Genomic DNA, 15,495 nt, shown 5'->3' on the forward strand with positions numbered 1-15,495 from the left:
CCTAGGCATCGCCGTCCTTGAAATCCAGCCCCATCTCGGAATAGCGCTCCGGCTCATCCTGCCAGTTCGGCCGCACCTTCACCTGCAGGAACAGGTGCACCGTGCGCCCAAGGAATTCGCTGATATCCGCCCGGGCCGATTGGCCGATGGCCTTGATCGTCTCGCCCTTGTTGCCCAGGACAATCCCCTTGTGGCCATCGCGGGCGACATAGACGATCTGGTCGATCCGCGTGGTGCCGTCGGGCTTGTCCTCCCATTTTTCGGTTTCCACCGTCAGCTGGTAAGGCAGCTCCTCATGCAGGCGCAGGGTCAGCTTCTCGCGCGTCATCTCGGCCGCGATCATCCGCATTGGCAGGTCGGCGATCTGGTCCTCCGGGTAAAACCAGTGTCCCTCGGGCACCTCGCCCGCCAGCCATTCCCGCAGGTCGGCGACGCCATAGCCCTTTTCGGCGCTGATCATGAAGGTCTTCTTGAACGGATAGGCCGCGTTCACCTCTTCCGCCAGCGCCAGCAGGGTTTCGGCCTTGACTCGGTCAATCTTGTTGATGGCAAGGGCCACCGGCTGACCCTTCGGCATTTCATCGGCCAGACGGTCAAGGATCAGCTTCACGCCTTCCGTCAGCCCGCGATGCGCTTCGATCAGCAGCACGATCACATCGGCGTCCGAGGCCCCGCCCCAGGCTGCCTTGACCATCGACCGGTCCAGCCTGCGGCGCGGCCGGAAGATGCCGGGCGTATCGACAAAGACGATCTGCGACTGGCCTTCCATACAGACCCCGCGTATCCGCGTCCGGGTGGTCTGCACCTTGTGGGTGACAATGCTGACCTTCGCCCCCACCATCCGGTTCAGCAGGGTCGATTTTCCGGCGTTCGGTTCACCGATCAGGGCGACAAAGCCCGCGCGTGTGGTCATGTTCGAAAACAATCCATTAGTTCAACAGACGCTCCATACGGGAAAGAGGTGGCAATTGCCAGTTGGCATCGCGGCTTCATTATCCCAACTTGCAGAGATTGACCCTTTGAGTCGGAGCCATGGGCATTTTCAGACTTCTCTCCCGCGCCTTCCGCGTCTCACGCCGCCCTAGGGCAGTGCTGATCGAACGTGAGACTTCCGTTGCAGAAGATTTCACCCCTTGGAACAGTCGTATCACGACTACCACACAGACAACCCAGATCAGGATAGTCGAGGTTGAGGAACTCCGTGGGCCAGCCTGGGTGATCGACGGAGATACCCTCGACATTGCCGGAACCCGCATCCGCCTGGCTGGGATTGACGCGCCGGAGATGGATCACCCCTATGGCATGTCGGCAAAATGGGCGCTTGTGAATCTATGCAAAGGACAAGTTGTGCGCGCGGTCTTCGACGGCGACCTCTCCCATGACCGGACGGTTGCCACCTGCTACCTATCCGATGGCCGAGACCTATCGGCTGAAATGGTAAAGGCAGGGATGGCGATTGATTGGCCAAAGTTCTCACGTGGGAAGTATTCCGCACTTGAACTGCCTGGAATTCGCAAGAAGCTGTGGCGCTGCGATGCGAGACAAAAAGGGCGTATGCCACCACGTACGAGCGCTTAGGTTGACGGCCGTTCCAGCCGCGCCAGCAGTGCCTTTGCGGCCTGCTGTTCGGCAATGCGTTTTGATCCGGCTTGCGCTTCGGCAGTCTCGCCCGTTTCGACCTGTACGGCTACCGTGAACAGGGGCTGGTGATCCGGGCCCGAGCGGGCAGCCTCGATATAGCTTGGCGGCGGCATGCCCCGAGCCTGCGCCCATTCCTGCAGGGCGGTCTTGGGGTCGCGGGCATCGGTCTCGACACCGGCGATCCGGTCGCCCCACAGGCGCAGGACCATGGCCCGGGCAGCTTCAAATCCGGCGTCCAGATAGGCGGCGGCAATGACCGCCTCCATCGCATCCCCCAAAAGCGCCTCTTTCCGGCGACCGCCGGTCAGCATTTCGCTGCGTCCAAGCTTCAGCACGTCCCCAAGCCCGATTTCCCGGGCAACGGCAGCACAGCTTTCCTTTCGGACCAGCGCATTGAAGCGGGGGGCAAGCTGCCCCTCACGCGCGCCGGTATCGGCGGTCAGCAGGGCTTCGGCCATCACCAGACCCAGCACCCTGTCGCCCAGAAACTCCAGCCGCTGGTTGTCTGGGCGGGTCGCGGTGCCGATCGACGCATGGGTTACGGCCCGCATCAAGAGCTCGGGCTTGGCGAAGTGGTGCCCAAGGCGGCCTTCAAAGGCCTTGAGCTCGGCCGAAAGCCTCACTCGATCGCCTTGAAATAGCGGTCGGAGCGCCAGGTCCAGAAATACAGCATCCGGCTGCCGGCAGACGAGAACATGATCCGGTCCGCCCGACCGATCAGATATTCGGCAGGGACAAAGCCCACGCCGCCCGCAGCTTGCGCATAGCGGCTGTCCTGGCTGTTGTCACGGTTGTCGCCCATGAAGAAATAATGGCCTTCGGGCACAGTAAACACTTCGGTGTTGTCCCCGAACCCGGCTGTGTCGATGTTCAGGATCGAGTGTTTCTGCCCCTCGGGCAAGGTTTCGATCGCGCGGGTCTTGGTACAGGTCCCGCCTGCACCGACAGCGCCGTTTTCACAGCGCGGCAGGTTGCGCATCGGGCCTTGGGGTTCATAGACCTCTTCGAACACCCCGGCCGGTTCCTGCGGGGCGGCCACCCCGTTCAGGTAAAGGACGCCGTTCTGCATCTGCACCTTGTCACCCGGCATGCCGACCAGACGCTTGATGAAATCCGACCCGTTCACCGGATGGCGGAAGACGACGACATCGCCACGCTCCGGCTCGGACGCGAAGATGCGACCCGAGAAGGGGCACATCGCGAAGGGGCAGGAGTATTTCGAATAGCCGTAGGCCATCTTGTTGACGAACAGGAAATCGCCGATCAGCAGCGTGTCCTTCATCGATTCAGACGGAATCCAGAACGGCTGGAAGAACAGCGTGCGAAAGATGCCCGCGATCACCAGTGCCCAGAAGACGGTCTTTATCGTCTCGACGATGCCGCCTTCGGCCTTGTCCTTCGCCATGTCCTGCCCTGCCTTCGGTTCATTATCCCGCGCTTCTTGCGCGGAAGCCGTGGACGGAGTCAAGGCGCGGCGGCTGCACCATGGCGGTCAGCGGGGCAACAGGCGGGCTTCAATGACCACGAAAGCCTGCGCCCAGGGGTGGTCATCGGTCAAGGTGACATGGATCACCGCCTCATGCCCTGCGGGGGTCATCGCGCGCAGGCGTTCGGCCGCCCAGCCGGTGACATGCATCACGGGCTGGCCGGACCGCAGGTTCGTCACCGCCATGTCCTTCCACGAGATCCCCATCCGCAAGCCCGTGCCCAGCGCCTTGGAACACGCCTCTTTCGCGGCCCAGCGTTTCGCATAGGTCGCAGCGACGGCGCGCGGGCGGCCTTCGGCCTTGCGCTGTTCCCGTTCGGTGAAGACCCGGTTGCGGAAGCGGTCCCCAAAGCGGGCAAGCGTGGCCTCGATCCGTTCGATATTGGCAAGGTCGCTGCCGATCCCGAGGATCATGCCCCGCCCCGGGCAAGTTCCATCCGGCGGCGCATTTCCTCGATCGCGGGGCCAAGGCCGCGGAAGATCGCCTCACCGATCAGGAAATGGCCGATGTTCAACTCCATCACCTCGGGGATCGCGGCGATGGGTTCGACGTTGTCATAGGTCAGGCCGTGCCCGGCGTGTACCTCCAGCCCAAGGCTGGCGGCGTGTTCTGCCCCCGCCCGCAAGGCGGCAAGTTCACGCTCTGCGAGTTCCGAATGCCCGTCGGCTAGCAATTCCGAATAAAGCCCGGTGTGCAACTCCACGACCGCCGCCCCGATTGCAGCCGAGGCATCGATCTGCCGGGCATCATGGCTGATGAACATGCTGACCCGGGCCCCCGCTTCGCGCAGTGGGGCGATATAGTCGGCCAGCCGCGACTGGTCGCCCGCTACGTCAAGCCCGCCTTCGGTGGTCCGCTCCTCACGCTTTTCCGGCACAAGGCAGACAGCATGGGGCCGGTGACGCAGGGCAAGGGTCTGCATCTCCGCCGTGGCCGCACATTCGAAGTTCAGGGGGATGGTGATGGCGGCCATCAGCGCCTCGATATCACCGTCGCGGATGTGGCGGCGGTCTTCACGCAGGTGGGCAGTGATGCCATCGGCCCCCGAAGCCTCGGCCAACAGGGCCGCGCGCAGGGGGTCAGGCCAGGCGGACCCACGGGCGTTGCGCACCGTGGCGACATGGTCGATGTTCACCCCAAGGCGAAGGGCGCGCGGCGTGCGGGTTGCGTGTGTCATGCTGCTTGCCTCATCGCTGTTGCCTTCCACCTGTCACGGCGCCCCTGGCCCGTCATCCCCGAACTCTTCGCCATCGTTTTCCCCGCGCCGCTTCAGTTTGGCCGCAGCCTCGGCCAGCTTGGCACGCATCCGGCTGCGCCGTTCACCGCGTTCTTGGGCCGTGGCGGCACGGGCCTTCTGATAGGCTTCGACCAACGGGATCGTGACGTAATAGGCGATGCCACTGATCAGAAGCGCAGGACCCAGGGCGCCGATGAAGTACGGAAGGTAGATCTCGTGCCAGAACTGGACAAGCCCGTCCCAGCGGGCCTTTTCCGGTCCGAACAGCGCCATGAAGTTGAACCACAGATCGCGCCCGGCATGGCCAAAGGCCTTGCCGATGTATTCGGCGTTCAGTGGCGCCTCGATCCCAAGGATCCAGTGGCCAAGGCTCATCGCGAGGACGGCGAAGAAGGGGGTGGTCAGCGGGTTGGTGTTGAACGTGCCCAGCAAGGCCGCAAGCACATTGCCCCGGACAAGGCGCGCTGCACCCCAAGCCGCCAGAAACTGCATGCCCGGAAGGGGAAGAAATCCGATGAAAGACCCTGCGAACACCCCGCGCGCCACGCGGTGCGGCTGGTCGGGCAGGCGGCGCATGCGGTGCACGACATAGCGGACGGCCCGCTTGAACCCACCGCGCGGGTAGATCTGTTCGCGCAGCCACGCGCCCCAGCCCAACCGATCCCTGCGCTTGAAAACCACCCGCGTCGCCTCTCTGCCCCGGACATACGCCCGTTGTTCCGCCTTACGGCCGCTTGGTCAAATCCCGATGACGCGAGATTTGCGCCACGTCCGTCTCGGCCTCAAGCGCGGTCATGACCATATGAAGATGTTCAACATCGCGCAGATCCACGTCAATGATAAGGCGATAGAAATCCGGTTTGCGATCCGTAAACCGCAGGTCCGAGATATTGGCCTTCTGCTCTCCGATCAAGGTGCAGATGCGGCCCAGCACGCCCGCATCGTTCGAGATCGTGACATCCAGCGAGATTGTGAACACCGGGGCATGCCGACCGGAATGCCAGTGCAGATCAACCCAGCGCTGGGTCTGATCCTCAAACTCCTCCAGCGCGGGGCAGTCGATGGCGTGCACAACAACGCCCTGACCGCGATAGGTGATGCCGACGATGCGTTCGCCCGGAACCGGCTGGCAGCATTGAGCGCGCTTGAAGCTCTGGTCGGCGGTCAGACCGACGACGGGGCGCTTGGCATCCACTTCCTCGGCCGTGGCCTGCGCAAGGTCGGGGTAAAGCGTTTCGACGATCCGCCGCGCCGGCATTTCGGCTGATCCAATGCGGGCCAGCAGGTCATTTTCATCCGACAGCCCCAGCATCTTGGCCGCCGTGCGCAGGGCCTTGTCGGTGGCCTTCTTGCCAACATGGTCAAAGGCCGCGCGGGCCAGTTCCTGCCCCAGCTTTACGAAGCGGCCCCGGTCTTCTTCGCGCAAGGACCGCCGGATCGCCGCCTTGGCCCGGCCCGTCGTGACGATGTCGATCCAGCTGGATTGCGGGCGCTGACCTTCTGCCGTGATGATCTCCACCGACTGGCCGTTCTTCAGGCGGGTCCACAAGGGCACGCGAATGCCGTCTATCTTGGCCGAAACGCAGGAATTGCCGATCCGGGTGTGGATGGCATAGGCGTAATCCAGGGGCGTGGCCCCACGCGGCAGCTGGATCACGTCGCCCTTGGGCGTGAAGCAGAAGACTTGGTCGGAATACATCTCAAGCTTGACGTTTTCCAGAAACTCATCCGTGTCGCCTTCGTCCAGCCGTTCAGTCAGGGTGGCGATCCACTTGGCCGGATCGACGGCAAAGGGGTTCTTTGCCCGCACGCCTTCACGGTACGACCAATGCGCGGCAACCCCGGCCTCGGCCACCTCGTGCATCTCGCGCGTGCGGATCTGGATTTCCACCCGCTTGCCGTCACGCCCCGATACCGTGGTGTGGATCGACCGGTAGCCGTTCGTTTTCGGCTGGCTGATGTAGTCCTTGAACCGGCCCGGCACCGCGCGCCAGCGTTGGTGGATCACGCCCAGAATGCGGTAGCAGTCCTGCACCGACCCGCAGATGACGCGGAAGCCGTAGATGTCGGACAGCCGGCTGAACGCCAGATCCTTCTCCTGCATCTTGCGCCAGATGGAGTAGGGCTTTTTCGCGCGGCCATAGACATCGGCCTCGATCTGGGCCTTCTCCAACTCGTGCCGGATGTCGGCGGTGATCTTGTGGACCACATCGCCGGATTCCTTCTGCAGCGTCACGAAGCGGCGCATGATCGAATTGCGCGCCTCGGGGTTGAGGACCTTGAAGGACAGATCCTCCAACTCCTCGCGCATCCACTGCATACCCATCCGCCCGGCCAATGGAGCAAATATCTCCATCGTCTCGCGCGCTTTCTGGGCCTGCTTTTCCGGGTTCATCGACTTGATGGTCCGCATGTTGTGCAGACGGTCGCCCAGCTTGACCAAAATGACCCGCAGGTCCTTGGACATTGCCATGAAAAGCTTGCGGAAGTTTTCGGCCTGCTGGCTTTCGGTCGAGGACAGCTGCAGGTTGGTCAGCTTGGTCACACCGTCAACAAGCTCTGCCACTTCATCGCCGAACAGGCTGGCAACCTCGGTGTAGGTGGACCGGGTGTCTTCGATCGTGTCATGCAGCAGGGCGGTGATGATCGTCGCATCATCCAGCCGCTGTTCCGTCAGGATTGCGGCCACGGCGACAGGGTGGGTGAAATAGGGCTCGCCCGATTTCCGCATCTGGCCGTCATGCATCTTGAACCCGTAGGCATAGGCCTTCCGGATCAGATCGGCATTGCTGCGCGGGTTGTAATTGCGAACCAGGGCGATGAGGTCTTCGACGTCGATCATCACCGCCCCGCTTGCGGGTTTTCCGCCTTAAAGCTCGCCCTGGGCTTCCATCAGCGCGCGGAGCAGCTTTTCTTCCGACATGTCATCGACCATCGGCCGATCCATGTCACCGCCCATAAGAAGCGCCATCTGGTCATCTTCGGGCTCATCAACCTCGATCTGGGTCTGATGGCTTTCGATCATCCGTTCGCGCAGCACATCGGCCGACTGCGTTTCATCCGCAATCTCACGCAGGGCGACAACGGGGTTCTTGTCGTTGTCACGGTCGATCGTGATGGGCGAGCCGGACTGGATTTCGCGCGCCCGATGGGCGGCAAGCATCACCAGTTCGAACCGGTTCGGAACCTTGTCAACGCAATCTTCGACCGTTACGCGGGCCATGAGGGAACTCCAATCCGGAAGTTTCGCTGGAAGTGGCCTATTTAGGCGCTTGGGCTGGCGGTGACAAGCGCTGAATCGCAGCAAATCAAAGCGGTTTCACGGCCTCACGGTCAGCCGCTGGCAGGGCATCCAGCATTTGCAACACGGTCAGACCGGTGCGCGGATGCACCCAATCAGGTGCCACATCGGCCAACGGGACGAGGACGAAGGCCCGGTCCTGCAGCCGCGGATGTGGCAGGATCAGTTGGTCAGGCGTGGTGCGGATCTGCGCTTCGGGCGCCAGCGCACGCCAGGAATCCTGCGTCTTGGTGTCGGGAAGAACCGAATCGCCCATCGCCAAAAGGTCGATATCCAGCGTCCGCATCCCCCAGCGTTGCAGGCGTTTGCGGCCAAATCTGGCCTCGACACGGTGCAGGCAGGCCAAAAGTGACGCTAGGTCACCTGGCTCTTTTCGATGGATGACCGCTGCCGCGTTCACATAATCCGGTCCGGCGCCCGCCGGAAAACAGGGCGTGGCGAAAAATCGGCTAAGGGCAAGTACGGTAACGCCTTCCTCGGCAAGAGCGGCGACCGCCGCGCGCAACGTCTCTCCCGGGTCCTGTCCGTCGAACGGCAGATTCGCGCCCAGCGCAATCAGAGATTGTCCAGAATTTCCGCAATACACGCAAAACTTCCCATAGTTGACTTGTCTGGCTGCGATTTCGGCTGATATTCGTTGCACGTTGGCTGGCGGACTTATCTACAGCACGTGATCCAGACACGGAAGTTCGATCAGCATAGCGTCTTTAAGGGGACCCACGGAATGTTTTACAAGGACGAACGGCTTGCGCTGTTCATTGATGGCTCGAATCTTTACGCCGCCGCCAAGGCGCTGGGCTTCGACATCGACTACAAGCTGCTGAGGATGGAGTTCATGCGTCGCGGCAAATTGCTGCGGGCCTTTTACTACACCGCGCTGCTGGAGAACGACGAATACTCGCCGATCCGGCCGCTGGTTGACTGGCTCCACTACAACGGCTTCACGATGCGCACGAAGCCCGCGAAGGAATATACCGACAGCCAGGGTCGCCGGAAGGTGAAGGGCAACATGGACATCGAACTTTGCGTCGACGCCATGGAACTGGCAGCGCGGGTCGATCATGTGGTGCTGTTCTCTGGCGACGGCGATTTCCGTCCGCTGGTGGAAAGCCTGCAGCGGCAGGGCGTCCGGGTGTCGGTTGTGTCCACGATCCGCAGCCAACCGCCGATGATCGCAGATGAACTGCGCCGTCAGGCCGACAATTTCATTGAACTGGACGAATTGCGCGAAGTCATTGGCCGTCCGCCGCGCGAACCGCGCCCGATGATGGACGAAGCCGCGGCGGTCGAGTCGAAGTGACACTGCCACAGGTCGCTGGGGGGTGATCGCGCTTGCCAGTCTGTTCGTCGCGGCCTTTCTGGCCGCGACTCCGGTTCCGTTCAACTCTGAAGTGCCCTTTATCGCCATGCAGGTCGCCGGGTGGTCCGCTGCCACACTTGTGGCAGTCGCCTCTGTCGGCAATGTGCTTGGGTCTTGCGTGACCTACGCGATGGGACGCGGCCTTGGCCACCTTCGCGACCACCCGCGCTTTCCGGTTCGCCCGGCCCAGATGGCCCGGGCCGAGGATTGGTTCCGCCGCTGGGGGCTGTGGTCGCTGCTGCTGGCCTGGGCCCCGGGGGGCGATGTGCTGGTCGCGGTTGCCGGTGTGCTGCGGGTGCCCTTCCCGGTCTTCCTGCTGCTGGTCGCGGTTGCCAAGACCGGCCGCTATGCAGTTCTGGCCCTTGTGACCGCCGCCGCGATGCCGTGACGCGATGCCATGACGGGCCAGTCGTGACTGGACCTTGCCCGGCGAAGCCCTTAATCCTGACCGTAGTCCAGACTGGGATCCCATGGCCAAGCATCCTCCCCTGACCCTTTACCTTGCCGCCCCACGGGGCTTTTGCGCCGGCGTGGACCGCGCGATCAAGATCGTTGAAATGGCGATCCAGAAATGGGGCGCCCCGGTCTATGTCCGGCACGAGATCGTGCACAACAAGTTCGTGGTCGATGCCCTGCGCGCCCAAGGCGCGGTGTTCGTTGAAGAGCTGTCGGATTGCCCCGATGACCGCCCCGTCGTGTTCTCGGCGCATGGCGTGCCGAAATCCGTCCCGGCAGAGGCAGCCAACCGCCACATGATCGCCGTCGATGCCACCTGCCCCCTGGTGACCAAAGTCCACAATGAGGCCGCGCGGCACCATGAGGCCGGCACCCAGATGATCTACATCGGCCACGAAGGCCACCCCGAGACGGTGGGGACCATGGGCCAGCTTCCCCCCGGTGAAGTGCTTCTGGTCGAAACCGTCGCCGATGTGGCGCGCCTGCAGGTCCGCGACCCGGCAAAGCTTGCCTTCATCACCCAGACCACCCTGTCTGTCGACGACACCGCCGACATCGCCGCCGCCCTGAAAGCCCGGTTCCCGCTGATCAATGCGCCTGCGCATGACGACATCTGTTATGCCACCACCAACCGGCAGGCCGCCGTCAAGGCCGTCGCGCCGAAGATCGACGCGCTTTTGGTCATCGGCGCGCCGAATTCGTCGAACTCCAAACGACTGGTTGAGGTGGGCTCGGCGGCAGGCTGCGGCTATTCGATGCTGATCCAGCGCGCGGCCGATATCGACTGGCGCGCCCTTGAAACTGCCCGCGCGATTGGCCTGACCGCTGGGGCTTCGGCCCCAGAGGTGCTGGTGAATGAAGTGATCGACGCCTTCCGCGCCCGGTTCGATGTGACGGTGGAACTGGTCGAAACCGCTGTCGAGGACGTCGAATTCAAGGTCCCGAAAATCCTGCGCGAACCGGCATGATCGATTGGGTCACGTTCGAAGGTCGGGTAGAACCCCTGACCTGGGGACGGTCGACCTACACCATCCTCCGCCTGCCAAAGGATGCTGTCCAAGCCCTTGGCAGCTGTCGCCGCGTCGAGGGCGAGATTGCCGATCACCCGGTCAACCTTGCCCTGTCCCGCGCGCCGGTGGTGGAGGGGGTCTTTCTCTGGACCGGTGCAAGCCTTCTTGACAGGATCGGCATTCAGCCCGGCGACCCGGTCGAAGTGCGCCTGCGGCCCGCCCCGGACGACCGGGTTGATCTTGACCCGGACATCGAAGCCGCGCTTCGCAACGGCGGAGTGTTGGCCGCGTGGGAAGCACTGTCCCCCGGAAAGCGGCGCGGGTTGCTTTACCAGATCGCCACCGCCCGTACGGACCCGACGCGCCAGAAACGCATCGCAAGGCTTGTCGCCGATCTTGGCTGAACCGAGCGCTGTTGTCGCCCTTGCCGGGCAATTGAACCGCTTTCCATGCCCGACGCGCCACGGTACATGGGCCACATGACCGATGATCGCCGCATCCCCCGCACCGCACTCCTGCTTGGCCTTGCCGGGCTGATCCCCTTCCTGTGGTCTGCTGCAACCCACTTGTCGCCTGATCTCTCTCGCTGGGCCGGACAGGTCCTGTCGCCCATGTTCCTTGGCGCGGTGGTCGGGGTGACTTATGGCACGGTGATCCTGTCCTTCATGTCCGGCGTTTTGTGGGGCTTTGCCACCAAGGCCGAAGGCACCGAAGCCGCCGTCGCCTATGGCCTGTCGGTGATCCCGGCGCTTTGGGTGTTCTTCATGGTCACCGACGCGTCAGCAAACTCGACCATCTTCCTTGCAGCGGGGTTTGTGGGCCTGCTGCTGCTGGATGCCATGTATGCCGCCTGGGGTCTTGCCCCACGCTGGTGGCTGCGGCTGCGGGTCATGCTGACGGTCGTGGTTCTGGCCTGCCTCGCCATTCCGCTGCAGGTCTGACATGCCCGACCTTTTCGCCTATACCGACGGTGCCTGTTCCGGCAATCCCGGCCCCGGCGGCTGGGGCGTGCTGATGCTCGCGCGTGAGGGTGGCGTGGTCGTCAAGGAGCGTACCCTGCAGGGTGGCGAAGCGCTGACCACCAACAACCGCATGGAACTGATGGCGGCGATCTCGGCGCTTGAGGCGCTGGCCCGGCCGTCCGAGATCACCATCGTCACCGACAGCGCCTATGTGAAGAACGGCATCACCGAATGGATCGCCGGGTGGAAGCGCAAGGGCTGGCGCACGGCGGGTGGCCCCCCCGTCAAGAATGTGGAGCTTTGGCAACGGCTTGAGGCAGCACAGGCCCGCCACAAGGTGACATGGCGCTGGATCAAGGGCCACGCGGGCCACGCCGAAAACGAACGTGCTGACGAACTGGCGCGGGCGGGCATGGCACCCTTCAAGGTCTCGACATGACTGGATTTCCCGCCCTAACCCTGCTGACCGGGCTGGACTATGCGGCGGTTCTTGTCTTCGCCCTGACTGGCGCGCTTGCGGCAAGCCGGTCGCAGCTTGATATCGTCGGCTTCATCTTCATCGCCTGCCTGACGGCCGTTGGCGGCGGCACGATCCGCGACGCCATCCTGAACCGTGAGGTGTTCTGGGTGGCCGATCCGGTGAACCTTGCCGTGGCTGTCGTCGCGGCGATCATCGTCTTTTTCACCGCGCATCTGCTGGAAAGCCGCTATCGCGCGCTCTTGTGGTTCGACGCTTTCGCCCTTGCTGTCGCTGTCCCGGCCGGGGTGGCGGTGGCCTTGGCCGAAGGTCAAGGCTGGCCCGTCGTCCTAGTGATGGGAATGATCACGGGCTGCATGGGCGGGCTGATGCGTGATGTGGTCTGCAACGAGGTCCCGCTGGTCCTGAAGCAGGGCGAGCTTTACGTCACCTGTGCCTTTGTCGGGGCATTGGGCGCAGTGTTTGCCGGGCAGGCCGACTTGCCGACGCCCATTGCCCTGCTGATCTGCGCAGCGCTGGTCTTTGTCCTGCGCGCGGGCAGCATCGCCCTTGGCTGGCGCCTTCCGGTCTATCGGTCCCAGCCCCCAAGCCCGGGCGCTCCGAAGCGTTAGCGCTATGTGAACGAATGGTCTGATACCCCACCCCAAAGCCGCAACTCCAGCCGATCCGTATCGAGCAGCACCCCCTTGTCGCGTGACCTGGTACTTTGCCTGTCCGACTGACCCGAGTAGGAATCCCGGGCATGCCGAAACGCTTGATTGCGAATGAACATTCGCTTTATGCTTTGATCATGCCGCGCACCAAGACCATTTCCGACGCATCCGTTTTTGCCACAGTCCGGCAGATGCTGGCGACCGGCGGTGACAAGGCGGTGTCCTTTGCCAAGGTCGCCGCCGCCACCGGCCTTGCCGCCCCCACGCTTGTGCAGCGTTTCGGCAGCCGTGACGGCATGGTGCGCGCCGCCCGCCAAGCTGCGTGGGAGGCGCTTGAGGCGCAAACCGCCGACGCAATCGCCAAGACCGCCGACAAAGGACCGCAAGCCCTGCTGAAAGCCATCGGCCCGGTTGATGCAGCGGCCATCGCCGCCGACCTGCGGGACCCGGACCTTGCCCAACGTGCCGCCGCTTGGCGCGCGACGCTGGAATCCGCGCTGTCGCTGCGCCTTGGCACTGGACCGAAGGCGCGCGAAACCGCGGCGCTTTTGTTCGCTGTCTGGCAAGGTCAGGCAATCTGGGACGCGACGGGCGCCAGTGGCTTTCGCCTCAAGGACGCGGTGAAACGGCTTACTTGATCCAGGTTTTCCAGGCCCAGATCAGGACCAGCGCGCCCAGCAGCGCACCGACAAAACCTGCGCCGACCCCGGCCATCATCACCAACCCGCGCAGCACCAGCCCGCCGATCAGGGCGCCAAGCACCCCAAGGGCTATCGTCGACGGCGTATCAAGATCAACTTTAAGGATGCGCGTCGCCAGAAACCCGACCGCCACCCCCACGATCAGAAGCCAGATGAACGGCATGTCACCCCTCCCCGTGCTGTCATGTGACATATGGGGGCCTCGTGCCCGCAACACCAGCCATCCAGCCCGAAGATTTCACGACTGCACGAGGTGAAGCCATCGTTGGCCTCACTGCGGCTTTTCAACGATCCTCGCCCTGCAACCGGTCGGGCAGAGCAAGCCCCCGCAGCACCTCGGTTGCGGGAATGGGGCGCTTGCCTTCACGCTGCGCCTCGGTGATCTCCACCGCGCCCGAACCACAAGCGATGGTAAAGCCATGCAGCACTTCGCCCGGCGCTCCCTGCCCTGCCGCAAGCCGGGACCGCAGCAGTTTTACCCTTTCGCCGTTCACGTCGATCCACGCCCCCGGAAACGGCGAAAGGCCGCGGATCAGCCGGTCCACCTCGACCGCGGGCTTCCGGAAATCCACCCGCGCCTCGGCCTTGTCGATCTTCGCGGCATAAGTCACGCCCTCCGCCCCCTGCGCAGTGGCGGGCAAGCCCGGAAGCCCTTCCAGAGCCTGGCAGATCAGCCGCGCGCCCATCTCGCTTAGCCGGTCGTGCAGGTCGGCCGTCGTTTCCTCGGGCCCAATTGCCGTCGCCTCGCGCAGAAGCACTGGGCCGGTGTCCAGCCCCGCTTCCATCTGCATGATGCAGACCCCGGTCTCGGCATCCCCCGCCATGATGGCACGGTGGATCGGTGCCGCCCCACGCCAGCGCGGCAAAAGGCTGGCGTGGATATTCAGGCACCCAAGCCGCGGCGCGTCCAGCACGGCCTGTGGCAGGATCAGGCCATAGGCCACCACCACAGCCACATCCGCCTGCAGGTCGGCGAACGCCTTTGCTGCATCTTCGCTGCGCAGCGAAACCGGATGGCGCACCGTCAACCCCAACGCCTCGGCCCGGGCCTGCACAGGGCTTGGCCGATCTGCCTTGCCCCGCCCGGCCGGACGCGGTGGCTGGCAATAGACCGCAACAATCTCATGCGCCTGATGCAGCGCTTCGAGAACCGGCACTGAAAATTCCGGCGTTCCCATGAAAATGATTTTCACTGCAACCGCCTCAACTTCTCTGCCTTTGCGATCAGCATCTTGCGTTTCAGCGGCGACAGATGGTCAAAGTACATCTTCCCCGCCAGATGGTCGATCTGGTGCTGAACGCTGGTCGCCCACAGGCCAACGAAATCCCGCTCTTCCAACTGGCCCTGTTCATTCAGGAACCGCACTGTCACCGCGCGAGGCCGCTTCACCACCGCCGACACGCCCGGCAGGTTGGGCGATGCCTCCTCATGCTCACGGAACTGGCCGCTGGCATGCAGCACTTCGGGGTTGGCCAGTCGCACGGCTTGCCCCCGGCTGTCAGAGCAGTCAACCACGGCAAGCCGCAGCGCCACCCCGATCTGCACTGCCGCAAGTCCGTAGCCCGGCATTGCATCCATCGTGTCGATCATGTCGGCCCAAAGCGCGCGCACGGTATCGGTCACCTCGGCCACATCGGCGGCTGGCTTGCGCAAGATCGGGTCCGGCCAGGGCAGGCAACGGCGCACTGTCATGACAAAACTGCCGCCTCGGCCAGCGCCCGGGCGTTCGGGGGGATGCGGTCCAGTGTCAGGATCCCGTCCAGATGGTCATATTCATGCTGCGCGCAGATCGCGGCAAAACCGGTCAGCACGGCCTCATTCCCCCGACCGTCAAGATCGGTCCAGCGTATCCGGATGGTTTCGGCCCGCTCGACCTCGGTCACGGGTCCGGGGATGGACAGGCATCCCTCCGGCCCTGTGACCCGCACCGGCGACAGTTCAAGGATTTCGGGGTTCACAAACACCTGCGGGGCGTGGACGCCGTCCTTCCAAGTCACATCCATCACGAACAGCCGGACCAACCGGCCCACCTGCGGGGCCGCCAGTCCACGGCCGGGGGCGGCATACATCGTCTCCAACATGTCTGCCGCCAAGGTGCGCAGATCATCGTCCAGAACGGCAGGCGCACAGCGCTGTGACAGACGGGGGTCGGGCCAGCGCAGAATGGGCATCAGCATCCGGGGAAACCTTTCGATGTTTGGCCGCACG

General features: G+C 63.7%; 22 protein-coding genes. 9 read left to right on the top strand and 13 right to left on the bottom strand.

From position 1 onward, the window contains the following. Position 1: 1 nt before the first annotated feature. Positions 2-913: a GTPase Era gene (gene era, locus EI545_RS08305; RefSeq protein ID WP_125325040.1), complete on the bottom strand. Its 912-nt coding sequence runs from the start codon at positions 911-913 to the stop codon at positions 2-4. A gap of 176 nt (positions 914-1,089) precedes the next feature. On the opposite strand from era, the gene EI545_RS08310 reads away from it, so the two are divergent. Further along, positions 1,090-1,578 (top strand): thermonuclease family protein, encoded by a 489-nt coding sequence (locus tag EI545_RS08310; RefSeq protein WP_245990335.1) that lies wholly within the window; start codon positions 1,090-1,092, stop codon positions 1,576-1,578. Here the strand turns inward: EI545_RS08310 and rnc are convergent. The 8 genes from rnc to folK all read right to left on the bottom strand — a co-directional run bounded on the left by rnc (position 1,575) and on the right by folK (position 8,171). Further along, positions 1,575-2,264, bottom strand: a complete 690-nt coding sequence (gene rnc, locus EI545_RS08315) for a ribonuclease III (protein ID WP_125325042.1) — start codon at positions 2,262-2,264, stop codon at positions 1,575-1,577. The genes EI545_RS08310 and rnc overlap by 4 nt on opposite strands. Further along, on the bottom strand, positions 2,261-3,046 hold the full coding sequence (lepB, locus tag EI545_RS08320; protein ID WP_125325043.1) for a signal peptidase I: 786 nt from the start codon (positions 3,044-3,046) through the stop codon (positions 2,261-2,263). The genes rnc and lepB overlap by 4 nt, the downstream gene beginning before the upstream one ends. Before the next feature lie 87 nt (positions 3,047-3,133). Next, positions 3,134-3,541, bottom strand: coding sequence for a holo-ACP synthase (acpS, locus tag EI545_RS08325; protein WP_125325044.1), 408 nt, complete (start codon positions 3,539-3,541; stop codon positions 3,134-3,136). Beyond that, a complete protein-coding gene (locus tag EI545_RS08330) occupies positions 3,538-4,305 on the bottom strand; it encodes a pyridoxine 5'-phosphate synthase (RefSeq protein ID WP_125325045.1) in 768 nt (255 codons plus the stop codon). Before EI545_RS08330 ends, acpS begins: the two co-directional genes overlap by 4 nt. 33 nt (positions 4,306-4,338) lie before the next feature. Then, positions 4,339-5,046, bottom strand: a complete 708-nt coding sequence (locus tag EI545_RS08335) for a DUF2062 domain-containing protein (RefSeq protein WP_125325046.1) — start codon at positions 5,044-5,046, stop codon at positions 4,339-4,341. 43 nt (positions 5,047-5,089) lie between these two features. Next, positions 5,090-7,207 (bottom strand): RelA/SpoT family protein, encoded by a 2,118-nt coding sequence (locus EI545_RS08340; RefSeq protein WP_125325047.1) that lies wholly within the window; start codon positions 7,205-7,207, stop codon positions 5,090-5,092. Positions 7,208-7,234: 27 nt separating this feature from the next. Continuing rightward, on the bottom strand, positions 7,235-7,588 hold the full coding sequence (gene rpoZ / locus EI545_RS08345; RefSeq protein ID WP_125325048.1) for a DNA-directed RNA polymerase subunit omega: 354 nt from the start codon (positions 7,586-7,588) through the stop codon (positions 7,235-7,237). A gap of 85 nt (positions 7,589-7,673) precedes the next feature. Further along, positions 7,674-8,171, bottom strand: coding sequence for a 2-amino-4-hydroxy-6-hydroxymethyldihydropteridine diphosphokinase (gene folK / locus EI545_RS08350; RefSeq protein ID WP_245990336.1), 498 nt, complete (start codon positions 8,169-8,171; stop codon positions 7,674-7,676). 219 nt (positions 8,172-8,390) lie between these two features. Here folK and EI545_RS08355 point away from each other — a divergent pair, with 219 nt between their 5' ends. The 8 genes from EI545_RS08355 (at position 8,391) to EI545_RS08390 (ending at position 13,223) form a co-directional block, all read left to right on the top strand. Further along, positions 8,391-8,966, top strand: coding sequence for a LabA-like NYN domain-containing protein (locus EI545_RS08355; RefSeq protein WP_125325050.1), 576 nt, complete (start codon positions 8,391-8,393; stop codon positions 8,964-8,966). Between the two features lie 22 nt (positions 8,967-8,988). Continuing rightward, on the top strand, positions 8,989-9,414 hold the full coding sequence (locus EI545_RS08360) for a YqaA family protein (RefSeq protein ID WP_245990337.1): 426 nt from the start codon (positions 8,989-8,991) through the stop codon (positions 9,412-9,414). A gap of 82 nt (positions 9,415-9,496) precedes the next feature. Beyond that, positions 9,497-10,450 (top strand): 4-hydroxy-3-methylbut-2-enyl diphosphate reductase, encoded by a 954-nt coding sequence (gene ispH / locus EI545_RS08365; protein ID WP_125325051.1) that lies wholly within the window; start codon positions 9,497-9,499, stop codon positions 10,448-10,450. Further along, complete coding sequence (locus EI545_RS08370) at positions 10,447-10,896, top strand: YdeI/OmpD-associated family protein (protein ID WP_125325052.1); 450 nt, start codon at positions 10,447-10,449, stop codon at positions 10,894-10,896. Before ispH ends, EI545_RS08370 begins: the two co-directional genes overlap by 4 nt. Positions 10,897-10,941: 45 nt before the next feature. Next, on the top strand, positions 10,942-11,433 hold the full coding sequence (locus EI545_RS08375; protein WP_425471639.1) for a DUF3429 domain-containing protein: 492 nt from the start codon (positions 10,942-10,944) through the stop codon (positions 11,431-11,433). Between the two features lies 1 nt (position 11,434). Next, complete coding sequence (gene rnhA / locus EI545_RS08380) at positions 11,435-11,893, top strand: ribonuclease HI (protein ID WP_125325053.1); 459 nt, start codon at positions 11,435-11,437, stop codon at positions 11,891-11,893. Continuing rightward, positions 11,890-12,543, top strand: a complete 654-nt coding sequence (locus EI545_RS08385) for a trimeric intracellular cation channel family protein (protein WP_125325054.1) — start codon at positions 11,890-11,892, stop codon at positions 12,541-12,543. The genes rnhA and EI545_RS08385 overlap by 4 nt, the downstream gene beginning before the upstream one ends. A 131-nt stretch (positions 12,544-12,674) precedes the next feature. Next, positions 12,675-13,223: a TetR family transcriptional regulator gene (locus EI545_RS08390; protein WP_245990338.1), complete on the top strand. Its 549-nt coding sequence runs from the start codon at positions 12,675-12,677 to the stop codon at positions 13,221-13,223. Here EI545_RS08390 and EI545_RS08395 read toward each other — a convergent pair. From EI545_RS08395 to def (EI545_RS08410), 4 genes are all read right to left on the bottom strand, one after another. Then, entirely contained in the window at positions 13,216-13,449 is a 234-nt protein-coding gene (locus EI545_RS08395) for a GlsB/YeaQ/YmgE family stress response membrane protein (RefSeq protein WP_125325055.1), read from the bottom strand. The genes EI545_RS08390 and EI545_RS08395 overlap by 8 nt on opposite strands. 121 nt (positions 13,450-13,570) lie before the next feature. After that, positions 13,571-14,479 carry a methionyl-tRNA formyltransferase gene (fmt, locus tag EI545_RS08400; RefSeq protein WP_125325056.1) on the bottom strand — a complete coding sequence of 303 codons (909 nt, stop codon included), beginning with the start codon at positions 14,477-14,479 and terminating at the stop codon, positions 13,571-13,573. Beyond that, positions 14,476-14,979: a peptide deformylase gene (gene def, locus EI545_RS08405; protein ID WP_125325057.1), complete on the bottom strand. Its 504-nt coding sequence runs from the start codon at positions 14,977-14,979 to the stop codon at positions 14,476-14,478. The genes fmt and def (EI545_RS08405) overlap by 4 nt, the downstream gene beginning before the upstream one ends. Beyond that, on the bottom strand, positions 14,976-15,464 hold the full coding sequence (gene def, locus EI545_RS08410; protein WP_125325058.1) for a peptide deformylase: 489 nt from the start codon (positions 15,462-15,464) through the stop codon (positions 14,976-14,978). Before def (EI545_RS08410) ends, def (EI545_RS08405) begins: the two co-directional genes overlap by 4 nt. Positions 15,465-15,495 lie beyond the last annotated feature (31 nt).

This window comes from Tabrizicola piscis (genome assembly GCF_003940805.1).
GTDB classification, from domain to species: domain Bacteria; phylum Pseudomonadota; class Alphaproteobacteria; order Rhodobacterales; family Rhodobacteraceae; genus Tabrizicola; species Tabrizicola piscis.